The organism is Cryobacterium sp. Hh7 (assembly GCF_004403155.1).
GTDB lineage: Bacteria > Actinomycetota > Actinomycetes > Actinomycetales > Microbacteriaceae > Cryobacterium > Cryobacterium levicorallinum.
In genome coordinates this window covers 20,007-37,610 of sequence record NZ_SOHG01000016.1, presented here as the reverse complement: position 1 = coordinate 37,610, position 17,604 = coordinate 20,007, and the positions used below count along the sequence as shown (strand labels likewise).

The following is a 17,604-nucleotide window of genomic DNA, read 5'->3' as shown; positions in this document are numbered from 1 at the left end:
ATCCCATTTTTAGACAATCAAACGGTTTTGAAGGAGACATGCGCATGAGCGAATCCGTCAGCCTCCCGGCACTCGGAGAGAGTGTTACAGAGGGCACGGTCACCCGCTGGCTCAAGAACGTGGGCGACCGCGTGGAGGTCGACGAGCCGCTGCTCGAGGTATCGACCGACAAGGTGGACACGGAAATTCCGTCCCCGGTCGCCGGCATTATTGAGGCCATCCTGGTGCAGGAAGACGAGACCGTCGAGGTCGGAACACCCCTCGTGACGATCGGCGACGGGTCCGGCGCTGCCGCTCCGGCAGCCGAAGCACCGGTCGAGGCAACCGCAGCCCCCGTGGCAGAGCCGGTTGCAGCTCCTGTTGCCGCCCCCGAGCCGGTCGCAGCGCCCGCACCGGTTGCCGCACCCGCACCGGTTGCCGCAGCCGCACCGGTCGCCGCTCCCGCTCCGGTTGCCGCTCCGGCTCCGGTTGCAGCACCCGCCCCCGTTGCCGCAGCACCCGCTGCGGTTGTGGACGCCGCGGTCGCTCGCGGTTCGCACGCCGGGACCAGCGGGTACGTCACCCCGATCGTGCGCAAGCTCGCCAACGAGGCCGGTGTCGACCTGTCGACCATCAGCGGCACCGGGGTGGGCGGACGAATCCGCAAGGAAGACATCGTGCAGGCTTCGTCAGCGCGGCCGGCCGCGGCCGCCCCGGTCGTGGAGGTCTCACCGCTGCGCGGAACTACCCAGCCGATGTCGCGCCTGCGCAAGGTCGTCGCCGAGCGTGCTGTCATCTCGATGCAGTCATCCGCTCAGCTCACGACCGTTGTCGAGGTGGATGTCACCCGGGTGGCCATGCTGCGCGACCGGGTCAAGGGTGCGTTCGCCGAGAAGACCGGCAACAAGCTCTCGTTCCTGCCGTTCTTCGCCCTGGCCGCAGCCGAGGCGCTTCGTGCCATCCCGATCGTGAACGCCACGATCGAGGGCGACACGATTGTCTACCCGGCCCAGGAAAACATCAGCATCGCGGTCGATACAGAACGTGGCTTGCTGACTCCGGTCGTGCGCAACGCCGGCGAACTCGATCTGGCCGGCTTTGCCGCCCAGATCGCGGACCTCGCTGCCCGCACCCGGGACAACAAGCTCAAGCCCGACGAGCTCAGCGGCGGAACGTTCACGCTGACCAACACCGGTTCGCGCGGGGCCCTGTTCGACACTCCCGTGGTGTTCCTGCCGCAGAGCGCCATCCTGGGCACCGGCATCGTGTACAAGAAGCCGCTCGTCGTCACGACCGACGGCCTCGACGCGATCGCGATTCGTTCGAGTGTGTACCTCGCCCTGTCCTATGATCACCGCATCATCGACGGAGCGGATGCTGCCCGCTTCCTCACCACGATGAAGGCACGTCTGGAAGCTGGAGCGTTCGAGGGCAACCTCGGCATCTAAGCTTCAGGATCTGCCGACGCTGAGCAATTCAGTAGTCGAAAATCTCACGAAGACGCCAGCCGCCCTCGCCCTTGACCACAAGGACCGAGGCTGGCTGGCTTTTTTCGTTCCCGGCGCCCGGGGCGAGTGCGACAACGGCCAGGTTGCCGGTTCGTTCCGCGAGGGTCGGCAGGTGGCCCACGTAGTCCGGCAGTTGCGGCCCTGACCCGCCCTGTTGCCGCTGACGCGCGTCGTAGCTGTCCAGAGCAAGCACGGCCGACCCGGTCTGGTCGACGCCCACCAGGCAGACGAGGGACGCCGCAGCGAGGCAGGCGGCCCGGCCGGCGAGCAGCGCCACCACGGCCGCAATCGGATCGTCCCCCGCAATCGCAATCGCAGCCGCATCCGGCGTTTGACGGTCGGAGGGGGCACCACCGGCCTGGCTGTGGTCTGAAGAATGGTCGCTATTATCCGGGGTAGCGGACGTTGCGGGCGGTCCGGCCGCTACCGCGTCGGCGGCCGGACCGGGGCGCCCGGAATGACCGGAGAGCGGAAACAACGTCAGTGCCAGGACCAGTACGCTGACACCGCCCAGACCCGCCACCAGGATAGGCCTTCGACGACCGTGCAGTCGTTTACGCAGGCCATGCCCGAGTGCCTCGACCGGACGTGCATCAACCAGTCTGTTGAGCAGCCTACTGAGGAGTTGCCGCGACCCGGCGACCCTCGCCACCAGGTTGCCGAGGGCCCGGGCGGGCGGTCTCAGGCCCGCATTGACAGCAGAAGGATACGGAGCAGAAGGATACGGGTCGGGGTCGTGCAGAGCGGGGTTGTCGTGTTCCGGGGCGTACGGGCCCGGCGCAGTCCGTTCGGTGGCGTGGCCGCGTTCGCTGAACGTGCCTCGGATCTGCGGGTTTCCGATTCGCCGGGCGGGCTCGGCAACCTCCTGGCCACCGATCAGCGGGTCAGCCGACCCGGCGCTGCCCGGATCCGGTTCGGTGAAGAGTCGAAAGCCCCGCAGCGGTTCCGCGTCGGCCCAGTCGAACAGGGCGCGTTCCAGATCCACCAGGATCGATTCCGTCGGTTCCACTGCGAGGAACGCTCCAGGTTCTGCGCCGTACCGGCCAACATCGTACGGCCCAACACTGGTTGGATCAGCACCGTACCGACCCGCACCGTCGCTCGGATCCACCGCCTCGTGGAACCGCCGGATCAATTCTGCCCCGCCGTGGCTGCGCGCATCAGTCTCGGCGAGCCCAGCACAGACGCACCGCCCGATGGTTGCCAGCCGGGTGTAATCGGCGCGGAGGAGCGGCATCCGCTCTCGTAGGGCGTCGCTGAACTGGCGGATCGTACCGAATCCGGTCAGCACGGAGCGGCCGGTCGCGTCGAGCAGTACGGTGGCCTGGCTGAGGCTGCCGTGTGCGAACTCGGCAGAATGCAGCGCGTTGAGGGCCACCACGACGGGGGCGAGGAGGGTCACCGCTTCGCCCGGGGACAGCACGGGATGTTCGATCAAATAGCGGGCCAACGACCCGCCGGCGAGCCGTTCCAGGATCAGGCAGATTCGACCATCACCGAGCTGCGCGACATCGAGTAGCCGGACCAGCCCCGGCGCTGCTGCCGAGGTGAGGACGGCGATGTCGCTCTCAATGCTCGCCGACTCGGTGTCGGCACGGAATATCTTGAGGGCGACCATGGCGCCACTGCCGGAATGTCCGAGATAGATTGCAGCGCGGTCCCCCGTGCCGAGCAGCCGAATCAGTCGGTAGCCGGCAACGACGCATTCGCTCTGCAGCGCTGCCGACCCCGGCGCGCGATTTCCGTCGACCTCCAGCTGCGGCCGAGGGCCGAAGCGAATCGGGTCACCACGTCGGATCGGGTCTCTGAATCGGATCGGGTCATCGACCGGAGCCGGGGGCGCTGTGCTGCGTCGTTTCACGAGACCATGTTCTCGCGGGAATCCGGTGCACAGACCTGGCCGGCACGCACCGGTGCACAACCGGCGAACCAGGAAAGCGGGGAGGAGCGCAGAAACCTGACGGCAGCCAGACTGACAAACGTCTGCAGCTCGCCCCAACTCCCCCGCAGCCCCTAGACTGGGCCCATGCTCGACTTTGTCGTCGCGGGGCTAAGCGCCAACTCCGTGCCGTATGTTGAGGGCCTAGAGCTCCAACGCGCAGTCCACCGTTCCGTCGTCGCCCGTGAGCGACCGGACACCGTCCTCCTCCTGGAGCATCCCGCCGTATACACCGCGGGTAAACGCACCCTGCCGGAAGAACGCCCCGTCGACGACACCCCGGTGATCGACGTCGACCGCGGCGGTAAAATCACCTGGCACGGACCGGGGCAGCTGGTCGGCTACCCCATCCTGCACCTCGCAGAACCGGTCGACGTCGTCGGCTATGTTCGATCTCTCGAGGGCATGCTGATCGAGGTGCTGATCGGCTTCGGCATCGACGCCGTCCGGGTAGCCGGACGTTCGGGAGTCTGGGTCGGACCGGCCGGCCACGAAGACAAGATCGCCGCCATCGGCATCCGTGTCGCCCAGGGCGTCACCATGCACGGCTTCGCGCTCAACTGCAGCAACTCCCTCGAGCCGTACGACCGCATCATCGCCTGCGGAATTCGCGATGCCGGAGTCACCACAATGTCCCGCGTCCTCGGCCGCACCGTAGACCCGAGTGACCTGATCGACCCCATCACCGCTGGCTTTCGGCGCACGCTGGGAGCCGACACCGACAGCCTTAACCCCGTCAGCCTCGACAACGTCAGGACGAACGCATGAACGCAGTACCCGAAGGCCGCAAACTCCTGCGCCTGGAAATTCGCAACGCCGAAACCCCGATCGAGCGAAAGCCGGCCTGGATCAAGACCGTCGCCAAGATGGGGCCTGAGTACCAGAAGCTGCAGGCGCTTGTGAAGAGCGAGAACCTGCACACGGTCTGTCAGGAGGCCGGATGCCCGAACATCTTTGAGTGCTGGGAAGACCGCGAAGCAACCTTTTTGATCGGCGGCTCGCAGTGCACTCGCCGGTGCGATTTCTGCCAGATCGACACCGGCAAGCCGGCCGACTACGACACCGACGAGCCGCGCCGCGTCGGTGAATCGGTCGTGTCGATGAACCTGCGTTACGCCACCGTGACCGGTGTGGCCAGGGACGACCTGCCCGACGAGGGGGCCTGGCTCTATGCCGAGACCATTCGCCAGATCCACCAGCAGAGCCCCGGTACCGGCGTCGAGATTCTGGTGCCGGATTTCTCGGGCAATCCGGAGCATCTCGCTCAGGTCTTTTCGGCCAAACCGGAGGTTTTCGCGCATAACGTCGAAACCGTGCCGCGCATCTTCAAGCGCATCCGCCCTGCCTTTCGCTACGACCGGTCGCTCGACGTGCTCACCCAGGGCCGCAACGCCGGTCTGATTACCAAGTCCAACCTCATCCTGGGAATGGGTGAAGAACGCGCGGAAATCACCCAGGCCTTGCACGACCTGTACGAAGCCGGCACCGACATCATCACCATCACGCAGTACCTGCGGCCGAGTGCCCGACACCTGCCGGTCGCCCGCTGGGTGCGCCCGGAGGAATTCGTCGAACTCAATGAGGAGGCCAAAGAAATCGGCTTTCTCGGCGTGCTCTCCGGTCCGCTGGTGCGGTCGTCCTATCGGGCTGGCCGGCTGTGGGCCCAGTCCATGGTCGCGACCGGCCGGGAGATTCCGGCCGAGCTGCGCCAGCTGGCGGATGCCCAACTTGGGTTCGCCCAGGCTGTCTCCTAATGCGAGGAGGGGGCGAATTCGGTCACTCGGCATTCGAGTGACTGGGTAGTCTTATACCCATGGCACGCAGCAAGGAAAAGACCCCCAAAAAACCGAAGAAACCCGGCCGCTTGAAGCAAATGTGGCAGGTTTTCCAGATGACGAGACGATATGACTCGAATATCGTCTGGATTCTGGTTCTGGCCTTCCTCATCCCCGTTCTGATCAGCCTGGCCCTGGCCCTGCTGATCCCCGGCAGCAACGTCTTCACGATGGTGCTGTGGATCGTCGCGGGCGTGCTCGCCGGAATCCTGGCGATGCTCATCATTCTGGGGCGGCGGGCCGAGAAAGCCGCCTATGCGCAGATCGAGGGCCAGCCCGGTGCCGTCGGTGCCGTACTGCGCAGCTCGCTCAAGCGGGGGTGGGTCGGCAGTGAAATGCCGGTCGCCGTCAACGGCAAGACTCAGGATGCTGTCTATCGGGCTGTCGGTCGCGGTGGAGTCGTGCTGATCAGCGAGGGCCCGAAAACGCGCACCGCACGCATGCTCGACGAAGAAAAGCGCAAGATCGTGCGCATCGGCGGCAACGTCGGCGTGACCGTGATCTCGGTCGGACCCGACGACGATGCCGTGCCGCTGCACAAGCTGGCCCGCCGTCTGACCCGGATCAAGCCCACCCTGACCAAGGCCGAAGTTCTTGCGGTCAACAACCGCCTGAATTCCATGGGCACCAAGCTTCCCATTCCCAAGGGCGTCGACCCGATGAAGGCGCGCCCGCAGCGCGGTTGACTCCAGACAGATTCACCCGATTCCGGGAAACCAAAAGAAGGGCCCACGCTTCGCGTGCGGCCCTTCTTTTGGTTGTTCGGACTGTGCGGCACAGACCGGACCGCTACTGACGTATGAGGGCCGTTCCGGCGATCTTGTCGTGGAAGCCGCGCTGATCGGAATCCCAGACCAGGGCGGGAAGCGCGATCCCGAGCAGCAGCGAGCGCACCACCGGGCGCCACAGCCCGATCCAGCCGCCGTGAATGCAGATGAGCCGCAGGCCAACGAGCCGGTGGCCGATACTGGCCCCGATAGTCGGAATGAACACGATCTGCAGGATGACGAAGATGATTAAGTTCGCGGCCGGATCGTAGTTGAAGAAGATCGCCGACACCGCGATCGCGATGGCCCAGTCGATGGCGAAGCCCAGAATTCGCCGTCCCGGCCGACCGATCGAACTCGGCCCGTGCTGGGGTAGCCCGAGGCGCTCCCCCGGCCATTTGCTCGGTGGCACTGGACCAAAAGTGTTCGGGCGGGAGCTGGAGTCTGGCACTCGATGAGTCTACCGAGCAGGCTCCCCTGTAACATGTGTGAAACATAAGCGTCACGGACAAGTAACGCAGCGCTACTAATCTCAATAAAGCCGATGTGTCCGATTCGGCCGTTTCCACGCCCACGTCGTCTGGAGTTTATCCGCATGTTCCGCGATTCGTCAGAAGTGCTCAAATTCATCAAAGACACGGACGTCAAGTTCCTTGACATCCGTTTCACCGATCTTCCCGGTGTGCAGCAGCACTTCAACATCCCGGCATCCACCGTTGATGAAGAATTCTTCACCGTTGGCCAGATGTTCGATGGCTCGTCGATCCGCGGCTTCGCGTCGATCCACGAATCCGACATGCAGCTCATCCCCGACGTGTCGACGGCGTACATCGACGCCTTCCGCACTGAGCGCACGCTCATCATGCTGTTTGACATCTACAACCCGCGCAACGGCGAGATCTACTCCAAAGACCCGCGCCAGGTAGCCAAGAAGGCCGAGAAGTACCTCGCCTCCACCGGAATCGGCGACACCGCCTTCTTCGGCTCCGAAGCCGAGTTCTACATTTTCGACGACGTGCGTTACGAAGTTAACCAGCACACCAGCTTCTACTCCGTCGACTCCAGCGAAGGCGCCTGGAACTCGGGCAAGAAAGAAGAAGGCGGAAACCTCGCCAACAAGACGCCGTTCAAGGGCGGCTACTTTCCGGTCAGCCCGGTCGACCAGCACGTCGACATGCGCGACGACATCTGCCTCAAGCTGATCGAAGCCGGCCTCATCCTCGAACGCAGCCACCACGAGGTCGGCACCGGCGGCCAGGGCGAGATCAACTACAAGTTCGACACCATGGTGCACGCGGCCGATGACCTGCTCAAGTTCAAGTACATCGTCAAGAACACCGCGCACGACTGGGGCAAGACGGCAACCTTCATGCCCAAGCCGCTGTTCGGCGACAACGGCTCGGGCATGCACACCCACCAGTCTCTCTGGGCCGACGGCAAGCCGCTGTTCTACGATGAGGCCGGCTATGGCGGACTCTCCGATGTCGCCCGCTGGTACATCGGAGGCCTGCTCAAGCACGCCCCGGCCGTGCTCGCGTTCACGAACCCGACGGTGAACTCCTACCACCGCCTCGTTCCCGGCTTCGAAGCACCGGTCAACCTGGTCTACTCGGCCGGCAACCGGTCGGCGTCCATCCGCATCCCGATCACCGGCACCAACCCGAAGGCCAAGCGCCTCGAGTTCCGTGCACCCGATGCCTCCGGCAACCCGTACCTCGCGTTCGCCGCGCAGCTCATGGCCGGCCTCGACGGGATCAAGAACCGCACCGAACCGCACGAGCCCGTCGACAAGGACCTCTACGAGCTGCCGCCCGAAGAAGCCAAGAACATCCCCCAGGTTCCGGCTTCGCTCGAAGAAGCCCTGCAGGCCCTCGAAGCGGACCACGACTTTCTGCTGGCCGGAAACGTCTTCACCCCTGAGCTGATCGAGACCTGGATCGAGTACAAGCGCGAAAACGAGATCAAGCCGCTCGCTCAGCGCCCGCACCCGTTCGAGTTCGAGCTCTACTACGGCGTCTAAACCCAACGTATGAGAAAAGGACCGCATCCTCGGATGCGGTCCTTTTCTCGTAGCTGACGTCCCCGGGCAGGCTCAGCCGGCCGTCGGGCCCGGGCGCTCCACCGGGCCATAGAACAAACGCTCAAATACGGCGCGGGCGCGCCGCGTGACGGCGAGGTAGTCGTCTTCCAGCTGGTTGCCCGACCCCGGTGGGTATTCCATCACGCGGGCGATGCCTTCGAGGGCTGCGCGATCCGTCGGGAGCACGTTCGAGGTGTGATTGGTCCACAGGGTGATGGCCGAGCGCGCGCGGGACGCGAAGACCCAGGCGCTGCGCAACACTGCGGCATCCGCTGCCGGGATCAAGCCTGCGGTCACCGCCTCGGTCAGCGCGTGCAGCGTCGACGTCGTGCGGAGCGCCGGAATAGCCGCGGCGTGCTGCAGTTGCAGCAATTGCACGAGCCATTCGACGTCGCTGAGCGACCCGCGTCCCAGCTTGAGATGCCGGTTCGGGTCGGCTCCCTGTGGCAGACGCTCGTTCTCGACCCGCGCTTTGATGCGGCGGACCTCACGCACGGCCTGCTCGCTGATATTGCTCGGATACCGCACCTCGTCGGCCACGGCCTCGAAGTCGCGCAGCAGAGCGGCATCCCCGGCGACTCCGCGGCCGCGCAGCAGCGCCTGGGCTTCCCAGGTGAGCGACCAGCGCCGGTAGTAGGCCTGGTACGACTCAAGCGACCGCACCACCGGCCCATTGCTGCCCTCCGGGCGCAGGCCGATGTCCAGATCCAACGGCAGGCGGGCGTCGTCGCTCAGCCGGTTGAGTTCACGAACGATAAACCTGGCACGCTCGTTGGCGGCTTCACCCTCAAGGGTGCCGGCACGAAAGACATACATGACATCGGCGTCGGAGCCGAAACCGAGCTCAGCACCACCGAAGCGGCCCATTCCGACGACGGCAAATTCAATGCCATCGGGAGAAGCGGATGCTGCGCTCTCAGCTGAATCGCTGAGTTCGCCCCCGCGAATGGCCGCGATCACTCCTTGGATATAGGTCGCATTGACATCGGTGAGGCCCTGACCCAGTTGGTCGAGGTTGATCTGGCCGAGGAGCGAGGCGAAGGCCAGGCGGAGCATCTCGCGCCGGCGCGCCGCCCGAAGGATGGTAGTGGCGGCATCCGCACTTTCGTGTCGGCCGAGTACCGCGCGTGTTTCATCCCGCAGGGCCTTGAGTGGACGAGGCTGCAGGTCGTCCTCGTCTTCCAACCAGGCCACCGCTTCGGGGATCTTCTCGAGCAGTTCCCCGATGTAGCGGCTGCCGGACAGCACGCGGGTGAGTCGTTCCGCAGCGCCGGACGAGTCGCGCAGCATGCGCAGGAACCAGTAGGTCGAGCCAAGGTTGTCGCTGAGCCGCCGAAACGCGAGAAAGCCATAGTCGGGGTCAGCCCCCTGGGACAGCCACTGCAGCAGGACGGGCAGCAGATGACGCTGAATTGCCGCGCGTCGCGAGACCCCACCCGAGAGCGCCGCGATGTGGGCGAGGGCGCCCTTGGTGTTAAGGAAACCAATCGCGGCCAGCCGAGCCTCGGCCTGCGCACTGGTCAGATTCAGACCCTCGGCCGGCAGTGAGGCCACCGCCGAGAGCAGCGGACGGTAAAACAACCGCTCGTGCAGGCCGCGCACGCGTTGCTTGGTCTCCGACCAGCGGATGGTCAGCCCGGCAGCGCTCGTCGCCAGACCGGTCGACCGGGCCAGCACCCGCAGGTTCGCCTCGTCCCGGGGGACCAGGTGGGTGCGGCGCAGCTTCTGCAGCTGCAGCCGGTGTTCCATCAGGCGCAGCACGCGGTAGTCCTGGGCGAATTCGGTCGCTTCGGCCCGACCGACGTAGCCGGCCGTGGCCAGTGCGGTCAGGGCGGGGAGGGTGCCGGCCTGGCGCACCTCCGGATCAGTCTGGCCGTGCACGAGCTGCAGCAGCTGCACCGTGAACTCGATATCGCGCAGGCCTCCCGGCCCGAGCTTGAGCTGCACATCGACCTCATCGTCGGGGATATTGTCGGTGACGCGTTCCCGCATCCGCTGCACGGACTCGACGAAATTCTCGCGGCTGGCGCTGTTCCAGACCTTGGGTGTGACGGCGTCGATGTAGCGTCCCCCGAGCTCGCGGTCCCCCGCGAGCGTGCGCGCCTTGAGCAGGGCCTGGAACTCCCAACTCTTGGCCCAGCGATCGTAGTAGGCGAGGTGGGATTCGATCGAACGAACGAGCGCACCGCTCTTGCCCTCCGGGCGCAGGTTGGGATCGACCTCCCAGAGTTCCGGTTCGACAGCGGACTCGTTGAGTGCACGCATGATGAGTACGGCCAGCCGGGTCGCTATTTCGACGGCGCGGGAGCTTTCCAACCCGACCGTGTCATCACCGTCGGCGACGAAGATGACGTCGACATCACTGACGTAGTTGAGTTCACTCGCGCCGGCCTTGCCCATACCGATAATCGCCAGCCGGGTCGCGCGCACCTGTTCGGTGGGGAACACGCCGCGGCCGGCCGACTCGCCGCTGCACATGGTGCGCGCGACAGCGAGGGCGGCCTCGAGAGCCGCCGTCGCGAGGTCGGACAGGGTGCGGGCCACGCCGTCGAGCCCGGCCACGGGGTCATCTTGTTCGAGGTCGAAGGCCGCAAGTTGTGCCAGCCGGCGGCGGTATCGCACCCGAAGGGCGATCCAGGCCGCTTCGTCTACCAGGCGGGAGAATCCGTCGCTGGCGCCCACCGAGTCCAACAGGTCGCGCACCAGATCATCGACGCTGGGCAGCACGGCCAGCGGTACCTTGAGGACGGACAATTCGTTCGGGTGTCGCAGGAAGAATTCGGCGAGGCCACTCGACGCCCCGAGCACCCGGAGCAGACGCCCGGCCGCAGCGGGCGACTGCAGCAGGTGGAACAGTTCAGCGGATCCCTGCCGGAGCAGCGCGACCAGCGCGACCAGCGCAGCATCCGGACTGGCCGTTTTCGACAGGATCGGAAGCATCTGGTGCGTGTCGGTCAATCGGTCGGTCGCCTCGGACGCGCTGTGTGGGCTGCTCGCACCGAGGTGCTCGACCTCGTCGAGCCGACCGCGTACCTCGGTGAGGTCCACGAAGCCGACCCGAACAAGCTCGGTCAGTGTTAAATACAAACGCTCCATCGCGGGTGATTCCTTCGATCATCGACAGGGTTGCGAGTTAGAGCATCTCCAGATTTTTCTGCAGCTCGAACGGAGTGACCTGCGACCGGTAGTCGCGCCATTCCTGGCGCTTGTTCAGCAGGACGTAGTTGAAGACCTGTTCCCCGAGCGTCTCCGCGACGAGTTCGGACTCCTCCATGAACTGAATGGCATGGTCCAGGCTCGCCGGCAGCTGAGTGTAGCCGAGGGCACGGCGCTCCGTGTCGCTCAGGCTCCAGACGTTGTCCTCGGCTTCGGGCGGCAACTCGTAGCCCTCCTCGATGCCCTTGAGGCCGGCAGCCAGCATGAGCGAGTAGGCGAGGTAGGGGTTGGCCGCTGAGTCGATCGCGCGGTACTCGACGCGAGCGCTCTGGCCCTTGTTCGGCTTGTACAGCGGTACTCGCACGAGGGCCGAACGGTTGTTGTGGCCCCAGCAGACAAAGCTCGGGGCCTCGTCGCCGCCCCACAGCCGCTTGTAGGAGTTGACGAACTGGTTGGTCACCGCGGTGATCTCCGGCGCGTGCTTCAGCAGTCCGGCGATGAATTGGCGGCCGATCTTGGACAGCTGGTACTTGGCACCAGCCTCGTAGAACGCGTTCGCGTCGCCCTCAAACAACGACATGTGGGTGTGCATGCCGGATCCGGGGTGCTCAGACATGGGCTTGGGCATGAACGTCGCGTAGACGCCCTGCTCAATGGCGACTTCCTTGACCACTGTGCGGAAGGTCATGATGTTATCGGCCGTGGTCAGCGCATCGGCGTACCGCAGGTCGATCTCATTCTGGCCGGGTCCCGCTTCGTGGTGGCTGAACTCCACCGAGATACCCAGGTCTTCGAGCATGCGCACGGACCGGCGACGGAAGTCGTGCGCGGTGCCGCCGGGAACGTTGTCGAAGTAGCCCGCCGAGTCGACCGGGATCGGCCCGTTCTTGCCGTACTTCGAGGACTTGAGCAGGTAGAACTCCACCTCGGGGTGGGTGTAAAACGTGAAGCCGCGGTCGGCTGCCTTGGCCAGGGTGCGCTTAAGCACGTTGCGCGGGTCGGCCACGGCGGGCTGCCCGTCGGGCGTGGTGATGTCGCAGAACATGCGGGCGGTCGGGTCGACCTCGCCGCGCCACGGCAGAATCTGGAACGTGGTGGGATCCGGGTGAGCCAGGACATCCGCTTCGAAAGAACGGGTGAGACCTTCGATGGCCGAGCCATCGAAACCGAGGCCTTCGTTGAAGGCACCTTCAACCTCGGCGGGCGCGATGGCGACCGATTTCAGGGTGCCGACGACATCGGTGAACCAGAGTCGAACGAACTTGATTCCTCGCTCCTCGATGGTCCGAAGAACGAAGTCGCGCTGCTTGTCCATTCACGCTCTTTCTGATTGCTCCAACTTTAATAACTACTGCCTAGGCTACTGGCTCCAAGGACGATTGCTTGCCTGACTAAACTTGTCGCATGCCAGAGTTGACAGTGCCAGAGCCCATGGTCCCTCCCGCTGATGTCCCGGTTCAGCAGCCGTATGGACACGCTCCCGAGGGCCCCAAGCGGGTACGCACCAGACATTTCCAGACCGCCAAGCTGCAAGGCATCCCGATTACCGGCCTGACCAGCTACGACATGCTCACCGCACAGATTTTTGATGAGGCCGGTATCGACTTTCTCCTGGTCGGTGATTCGGCCGGCAATAACGTCTTCGGTTACGAGACCACCCTGCCGGTCACCGTTGACGAGCTCATTCCGCTGACCCGCGCCGTCGCGCGCGCGGTCACCCGCGCGCTCGTCGTCGCGGATATGCCGTTCGGGTCCTACGAGAGCGGTCCGGATCAGGCCCTGGCCACGGCGGTGCGGTTCATGAAGGAATCCCAGGCGCACGCGGTCAAGCTGGAGGGTGGGGAGCGCAGCCACAAACAAATTCGGCGCATCGTGTCGGCCGGTATCCCGGTGATGGGTCATATCGGCTTCACCCCGCAGAGCGAGCACGGGCTTGGCGGTCATATGATCCAGGGCCGCGGCGAAGCGGCCGAAGCACTCATTATCGACGCCCTCGCCGTTCAGGAGGCCGGTGCCTTTGCCGTGGTCCTCGAAATGGTCCCGGCCTCGGTCGCTGCCCAGGTGACCGAACGCCTGTCGATCCCGACTATCGGGGTCGGTGCCGGACCATCCGTTGACGGTCAATTGCTGGTCTGGACCGATTTCGCTGGCATGACCAGCGGCCGGGTACCAAAATTTGTGCGCCAGTATGCTGACGTGCGAGCGGTGCTAACGGATGCCGTGCAACGGTTCACCGCCGATGTCGCCTCCGGCGCCTACCCGGCTCCAGAGCACAGCTATGAGTAACGCGCCTTCGGGCCGTTAGCGAGCGTCTCGCGCGTCATCCTCAGACCACTTGGCGCTGTTCGCCCGCAGCTTCTCCAGGGCGTGGGAGGCGTCCTCGCGGGTATTGAACGGACCGACCCGATCCAGCGACGTCGACTGCAGGCCGTGCTCGACCTCGCCGGTGCGCATGTTGTACCAGAATGCGTGTTCTTTGTCCTCGGCCATAAGCTTGATCCTATGCCTAAGGATTCAATCGGTCACCTCATCCCGGGAACGGTGTCATCGACCCGTTCCGTTCCCTCCCACATCGTTCGCCCGGAGTACGTCGGCAAGACCGGCCCGAGCCCGTTCACCGGCTCCGACGTCTACTCGGCCGAGAAGATCGAGCTCATTCGTGAGTCGGGCCGCATCGCCGCCGAGGCCATTGCCGCTGTCGGCCGGGCAATCGTTCCCGGCGTGACGACCGAGGAACTCGACCAAATCGGTCACGACTACATGGTCGCCAACGACGCCTACCCCTCGACGCTCGGCTACCGCGGCTACCCGAAGTCGCTGTGCAGTTCGGTGAACGAGGTCATCTGCCACGGAATCCCCGATAACACCGTGCTCGAAAACGGTGACATCGTGAACATTGACATCACCGCCTTCAAGAATGGCGTGCACGGCGATACCAACGTCACCTTCATCGTCGGCGAAGCCCGCGAAGAGGTCACCCTGTTGGTCGAGCGCACTCGCGAGGCACTGGCCCGCGGCATCAAGGCCGTCGCCCCCGGCCGGCAGGTCAATGTGATCGGCCGCACGATCGAGTCCTATGCGAAACGGTTCAACTACGGCGTGGTGCGCGACTACACCGGGCACGGCGTCGGCGAAGCCTTCCACTCCGGCCTGATCATTCCGCACTATGACGCCCCGCAGTACGACACCGTGATGGAGGTCGGCATGGTCTTCACCATTGAGCCGATGCTCACCCTCGGCACGAGCGACTGGGACATCTGGGATGACGACTGGACGGTCCTCACCCGCGACCGCAGCATCACGGCGCAGTTCGAACACACCCTCGTGGTGACCGAACGTGGCGCCGAAATTCTGACCCTGCCCTGACCGCTCTTTCGACCAGATAGGTTCACTACATGACTGCAACGACGGCAATTGGCATCGACATCGGTGGCACCGGAATCAAGGGAGCCGTCGTCGATCTGTCGACCGGTGACCTTCTCTCGGAGCGGGTGAAGCTGCCGACACCCAAGGGTGGCCGACCGCAGGACATCATTGAAACCACGCGCACGCTGCTCGGGACGGTGTCCCAGGGAGTCGGCGACCTGCCGGTCGGCATCTGTTTTCCCGCGGTTGTCAAGAACGGGCACACCATGTCGGCGGCGAACGTGTCGTCGAAGTGGATCGGCCTGGCCGCTGAGGCATTGTTCGAAAAGAGCCTGGGGCTCCCCATCCACTTCGTCAACGACGCGGATGCCGCGGGATACGCCGAAGCGCAGTTCGGGGCGGCGAAGGACGTTGTCGGCGTCGTGCTGCTGACCACGCTCGGCACCGGAATAGGTTCGGCGCTGCTCAATGACGGTGTGCTGGTTCCGAACACGGAACTCGGCCACCTGCAAATCGACGGTCACGACTATGAGACCCGGGCGGCGTACTCGGCCAAGGAACGCGAGAACCTCAGCTGGGACAAGTGGGCGTCACGCCTGCAGAAGTATTACTCGACCCTGGAACTGTTGTTCACTCCCGACCTGTTCATCGTCGGCGGCGGCGTCTCCAAACATCACGAGGACTTTCTGCCGCTGCTGCGCATGAAAACCAGGATTATTCCGGCCGTGCACCGCAACAACGCCGGCATCCTCGGTGCGGCCGCCCTCGCCGCCAGGTTCCCCGGCTGATTCGCACCAGGTGAGGCGCACCGCTCAACGTCAGCAGGACCGACATCACTTTTGTGGTGTCGGTCCCGCTGACGTTTGGGCTAGACGAACGCTACCGTGCCATCCGTTCGTCGACGGGGTCGTCCTCGGAAACTCGCTCAGACTCCATCGCACGCTGGCGTCGCTTCATCCAATACGACAGGGCGAAGATCACGATCAGCGAAACGTAGATGGTGGCCGCGATCGGTGACGCGATGAGCGCCGTTGGATCCCCCTGCGAGATCGCGAGCGACCGACGCAGCTGGTTCTCAAAGATCGGGCCAAGAATGAGCCCGACCACCATCGGCGCGATCGGGTAGCCGTAACGCCGCATGAAGAAGCCCAGCACGCCAACGACGAGCAGAATACCCACGTCAACCGGCGTGAAATTGAGCGAGAAGGCACCCAGCCCGGCGAACACCAGAATTCCGGCATACAGGTACGGGCGCGGGATCTGCAGAATCTTGACCCAGATGCCCACCAACGGCAGGTTGAGAATCAGCAGCATCAGGTTGCCGACGTACAGACTGGCGATGAGTGTCCAGACCAGTGCGCCCTGGGTTTCAAAAAGCAGCGGCCCCGGTTGAATCTGATAGCGCTGGAACGCGACGAGCATCATCGCGGCCGTGGCCGTCGTCGGGATTCCCAGGGTCAGCAACGGCACCAGAACTCCGGCCGCCGCCGCATTGTTGGCCGATTCCGGGCCGGCGACGCCCTCGATGGCGCCCTTGCCGAACTGCTTCTTGTTCTTGCCCTTGGCCAGTCGACGTTCGGCCGCGTACGAGAGGAAGGTGGCGACATCCGCTCCCCCAGCGGGAATCGTACCGATCGGAAAGCCGATGAAGGTGCCGCGCAGCCACGGCTTCCAAGACCGCTTCCAGTCGTCCTTCTTCATCCAGGTCGTCCAGCCGCCGGTGACCGGAATCACCTTGACCGGACCGTGCCGCAGCCGGGACGCCACGTACATGGCCTCGCCGACGGCGAACAGGCCAACGGCGACGAGCACAACGTCGATACCGTCGGCCAGAAACGGATTACCGAAGGTGTAGCGCTGCTGACCGGTGAGGGCGTCGACGCCGATCAGCGCGATGAACAGACCGAGGGCCAGTGAGGCCAGCCCACGCAGAACGGATGCCCCGAGCAAGGCTCCTACCGTGAGAAAGGCGACAAGCATCAGAGCCACGTACTCTACCGGCCCGATTTGGATGGCGAACTCGGCCACAAACGGTGCCAGGAAGCTCAGCAGCACCGTCGCGAGGGTTCCGGCGACGAACGACCCGAGAGCCGCCGTGGCGAGAGCCGCAGCGCCCCGCCCGGCCTTGGCCATCTTGTTGCCCTCGAGGGCCGTCACGATCGACGCCGACTCCCCCGGGGTGTTGAGCAGGATCGATGTCGTTGACCCGCCATACATGCCGCCGTAGTAGATGCCGGCGAAGACGATGATGGCCGCTGTCGGTTCGAGGCTGTAGGTGATCGGCATCAGCAGGGCGATGGTCATGGCCGGGCCGATGCCCGGCAGCACGCCGATGGCGGTGCCGATGAAGACCCCGCCGAGCGCGTAGAGCAGATACATCGGCTGCATCGCGACGCTGAAGCCATTCATCAGGTTGATGAAGTTATCCATTGAAGATGGCCACCCCTTCCAGGAGGAAACCGGCCGGCAGGGACACGCCGAGGAGGCCCGCGAACACGAATTGCAGAATCAACGCCAGCACGATGCCGGTCAGGGCGTTCCGCCACCAGGGCTTGGCGCCGAGTGACCAGGCCGCGCCGAAGAACAACACGGCGGCCGCGACGGGCCAGCCAAGCGGCACGATCAGCACGATATGAACGATGACGAAGCCAACCAGTTTCACAACGGTGAGCCAGTCGGTTTTGATGCTCGGGTCGACGTCTTCGCCCTCTTCGGCGACGCCGACGTGGCCGCGCAGCAGCTGGAGAATCAGGCCGACGCCGATCAGGACGAGCAGTCCGGAGACCACAAAGGGGAACGCGCGGGGACCGATGTCACTGGCTGATGGCGGCGTGCGGATGTCGGCGCCGGCCATAAAGCCAACGACGCCCAGGCTGAGGATGACACACGCGAAAACTATTTCTCCGACGGGCCGGGCTGGAGCAGCCCAGTGCGGGCCACCCCCGCCCAGCGACTCGGCTGTGGGAACGGTCAT

15 protein-coding genes are annotated in these 17,604 nt (G+C 64.8%); 8 read left to right on the top strand and 7 right to left on the bottom strand.

Annotated features, from left to right (window positions below):
• Positions 1-44: 44 nt before the first annotated feature.
• The gene (gene sucB, locus E3T43_RS05205; RefSeq protein WP_134471604.1) at positions 45-1,427 is read left to right on the top strand and encodes a 2-oxoglutarate dehydrogenase, E2 component, dihydrolipoamide succinyltransferase; all 1,383 of its coding nucleotides are present in this window, start codon (positions 45-47) and stop codon (positions 1,425-1,427) included.
• A 28-nt stretch (positions 1,428-1,455) separates the two neighbouring features.
• Here sucB and E3T43_RS05200 read toward each other — a convergent pair whose 3' ends face one another.
• Positions 1,456-3,348: a protein kinase gene (locus E3T43_RS05200; protein ID WP_166791240.1), complete on the bottom strand. Its 1,893-nt coding sequence runs from the start codon at positions 3,346-3,348 to the stop codon at positions 1,456-1,458.
• Positions 3,349-3,513: 165 nt separating this feature from the next.
• Between E3T43_RS05200 and lipB the strand changes: the two genes are divergently transcribed.
• From lipB to E3T43_RS05185, 3 genes are read left to right on the top strand one after another with little or no spacing between them, the layout of a single operon-like run.
• Positions 3,514-4,194 (top strand): lipoyl(octanoyl) transferase LipB, encoded by a 681-nt coding sequence (lipB, locus tag E3T43_RS05195; protein WP_134443936.1) that lies wholly within the window; start codon positions 3,514-3,516, stop codon positions 4,192-4,194.
• Entirely contained in the window at positions 4,191-5,180 is a 990-nt protein-coding gene (lipA, locus tag E3T43_RS05190; protein ID WP_134471602.1) for a lipoyl synthase, read from the top strand. Before lipB ends, lipA begins: the two co-directional genes overlap by 4 nt.
• 59 nt (positions 5,181-5,239) lie before the next feature.
• Positions 5,240-5,947, top strand: coding sequence for a DUF4191 domain-containing protein (locus E3T43_RS05185; protein WP_134471601.1), 708 nt, complete (start codon positions 5,240-5,242; stop codon positions 5,945-5,947).
• Positions 5,948-6,050: 103 nt separating this feature from the next.
• Here the strand turns inward: E3T43_RS05185 and E3T43_RS05180 are convergent, their stop codons facing one another.
• On the bottom strand, positions 6,051-6,479 hold the full coding sequence (locus E3T43_RS05180) for an RDD family protein (RefSeq protein WP_134471600.1): 429 nt from the start codon (positions 6,477-6,479) through the stop codon (positions 6,051-6,053).
• A gap of 144 nt (positions 6,480-6,623) precedes the next feature.
• On the opposite strand from E3T43_RS05180, the gene glnA reads away from it, so the two are divergent.
• Positions 6,624-8,048, top strand: coding sequence for a type I glutamate--ammonia ligase (glnA, locus tag E3T43_RS05175; RefSeq protein WP_092448643.1), 1,425 nt, complete (start codon positions 6,624-6,626; stop codon positions 8,046-8,048).
• Positions 8,049-8,120: 72 nt separating this feature from the next.
• On the opposite strand, the gene E3T43_RS05170 is transcribed toward glnA, so the two are convergent.
• Both E3T43_RS05170 and E3T43_RS05165 read right to left on the bottom strand, forming a co-directional pair.
• A complete protein-coding gene (locus E3T43_RS05170; RefSeq protein WP_134471599.1) occupies positions 8,121-11,204 on the bottom strand; it encodes a bifunctional [glutamine synthetase] adenylyltransferase/[glutamine synthetase]-adenylyl-L-tyrosine phosphorylase in 3,084 nt (1,027 codons plus the stop codon).
• 37 nt (positions 11,205-11,241) lie between these two features.
• On the bottom strand, positions 11,242-12,579 hold the full coding sequence (locus tag E3T43_RS05165) for a glutamine synthetase family protein (protein ID WP_092108031.1): 1,338 nt from the start codon (positions 12,577-12,579) through the stop codon (positions 11,242-11,244).
• Positions 12,580-12,695: 116 nt separating this feature from the next.
• On the opposite strand from E3T43_RS05165, the gene panB reads away from it, so the two are divergent.
• Positions 12,696-13,550 (top strand): 3-methyl-2-oxobutanoate hydroxymethyltransferase, encoded by an 855-nt coding sequence (gene panB / locus E3T43_RS05160; RefSeq protein WP_134471784.1) that lies wholly within the window; start codon positions 12,696-12,698, stop codon positions 13,548-13,550.
• A gap of 15 nt (positions 13,551-13,565) precedes the next feature.
• Here panB and E3T43_RS05155 read toward each other — a convergent pair whose 3' ends face one another.
• Positions 13,566-13,754 (bottom strand): SPOR domain-containing protein, encoded by a 189-nt coding sequence (locus E3T43_RS05155; RefSeq protein ID WP_092448646.1) that lies wholly within the window; start codon positions 13,752-13,754, stop codon positions 13,566-13,568.
• A gap of 12 nt (positions 13,755-13,766) precedes the next feature.
• Between E3T43_RS05155 and map the strand changes: the two genes are divergently transcribed.
• Both map and ppgK read left to right on the top strand, forming a co-directional pair.
• Positions 13,767-14,630, top strand: coding sequence for a type I methionyl aminopeptidase (gene map / locus E3T43_RS05150; RefSeq protein ID WP_134471598.1), 864 nt, complete (start codon positions 13,767-13,769; stop codon positions 14,628-14,630).
• Positions 14,631-14,659: 29 nt separating this feature from the next.
• Positions 14,660-15,418, top strand: coding sequence for a polyphosphate--glucose phosphotransferase (gene ppgK / locus E3T43_RS05145; RefSeq protein ID WP_134471597.1), 759 nt, complete (start codon positions 14,660-14,662; stop codon positions 15,416-15,418).
• A 91-nt stretch (positions 15,419-15,509) separates the two neighbouring features.
• On the opposite strand, the gene E3T43_RS05140 is transcribed toward ppgK, so the two are convergent.
• Together E3T43_RS05140 and E3T43_RS05135 are read right to left on the bottom strand one after the other, a co-directional pair.
• Positions 15,510-17,060 carry a tripartite tricarboxylate transporter permease gene (locus E3T43_RS05140; protein ID WP_092448648.1) on the bottom strand — a complete coding sequence of 517 codons (1,551 nt, stop codon included), beginning with the start codon at positions 17,058-17,060 and terminating at the stop codon, positions 15,510-15,512.
• Positions 17,053-17,604, bottom strand: coding sequence for a tripartite tricarboxylate transporter TctB family protein (locus E3T43_RS05135; protein WP_134471596.1), 552 nt, complete (start codon positions 17,602-17,604; stop codon positions 17,053-17,055). The genes E3T43_RS05140 and E3T43_RS05135 overlap by 8 nt, the downstream gene beginning before the upstream one ends.

Excerpts from the sequence above, each read along its gene's own strand:
- sucB (WP_134471604.1), top strand. The coding sequence starts at position 45 with ATGAGCGAATCCGTCAGCCTCCCGGCACTCGGAGAGAGTGTTACAGAG.
- lipB (WP_134443936.1), top strand. The coding sequence starts at position 3,514 with ATGCTCGACTTTGTCGTCGCGGGGCTAAGCGCCAACTCCGTGCCGTAT.
- lipA (WP_134471602.1), top strand. The coding sequence starts at position 4,191 with ATGAACGCAGTACCCGAAGGCCGCAAACTCCTGCGCCTGGAAATTCGC.
- E3T43_RS05185 (WP_134471601.1), top strand. The coding sequence starts at position 5,240 with ATGGCACGCAGCAAGGAAAAGACCCCCAAAAAACCGAAGAAACCCGGC.
- glnA (WP_092448643.1), top strand. The coding sequence starts at position 6,624 with ATGTTCCGCGATTCGTCAGAAGTGCTCAAATTCATCAAAGACACGGAC.
- E3T43_RS05170 (WP_134471599.1), bottom strand. The coding sequence starts at position 11,204 with ATGGAGCGTTTGTATTTAACACTGACCGAGCTTGTTCGGGTCGGCTTC.
- E3T43_RS05165 (WP_092108031.1), bottom strand. The coding sequence starts at position 12,579 with ATGGACAAGCAGCGCGACTTCGTTCTTCGGACCATCGAGGAGCGAGGA.
- panB (WP_134471784.1), top strand. The coding sequence starts at position 12,696 with ATGGTCCCTCCCGCTGATGTCCCGGTTCAGCAGCCGTATGGACACGCT.
- E3T43_RS05155 (WP_092448646.1), bottom strand. The coding sequence starts at position 13,754 with ATGGCCGAGGACAAAGAACACGCATTCTGGTACAACATGCGCACCGGC.
- map (WP_134471598.1), top strand. The coding sequence starts at position 13,767 with ATGCCTAAGGATTCAATCGGTCACCTCATCCCGGGAACGGTGTCATCG.
- ppgK (WP_134471597.1), top strand. The coding sequence starts at position 14,660 with ATGACTGCAACGACGGCAATTGGCATCGACATCGGTGGCACCGGAATC.
- E3T43_RS05140 (WP_092448648.1), bottom strand. The coding sequence starts at position 17,060 with ATGGATAACTTCATCAACCTGATGAATGGCTTCAGCGTCGCGATGCAG.
- E3T43_RS05135 (WP_134471596.1), bottom strand. The coding sequence starts at position 17,604 with ATGACCGTTCCCACAGCCGAGTCGCTGGGCGGGGGTGGCCCGCACTGG.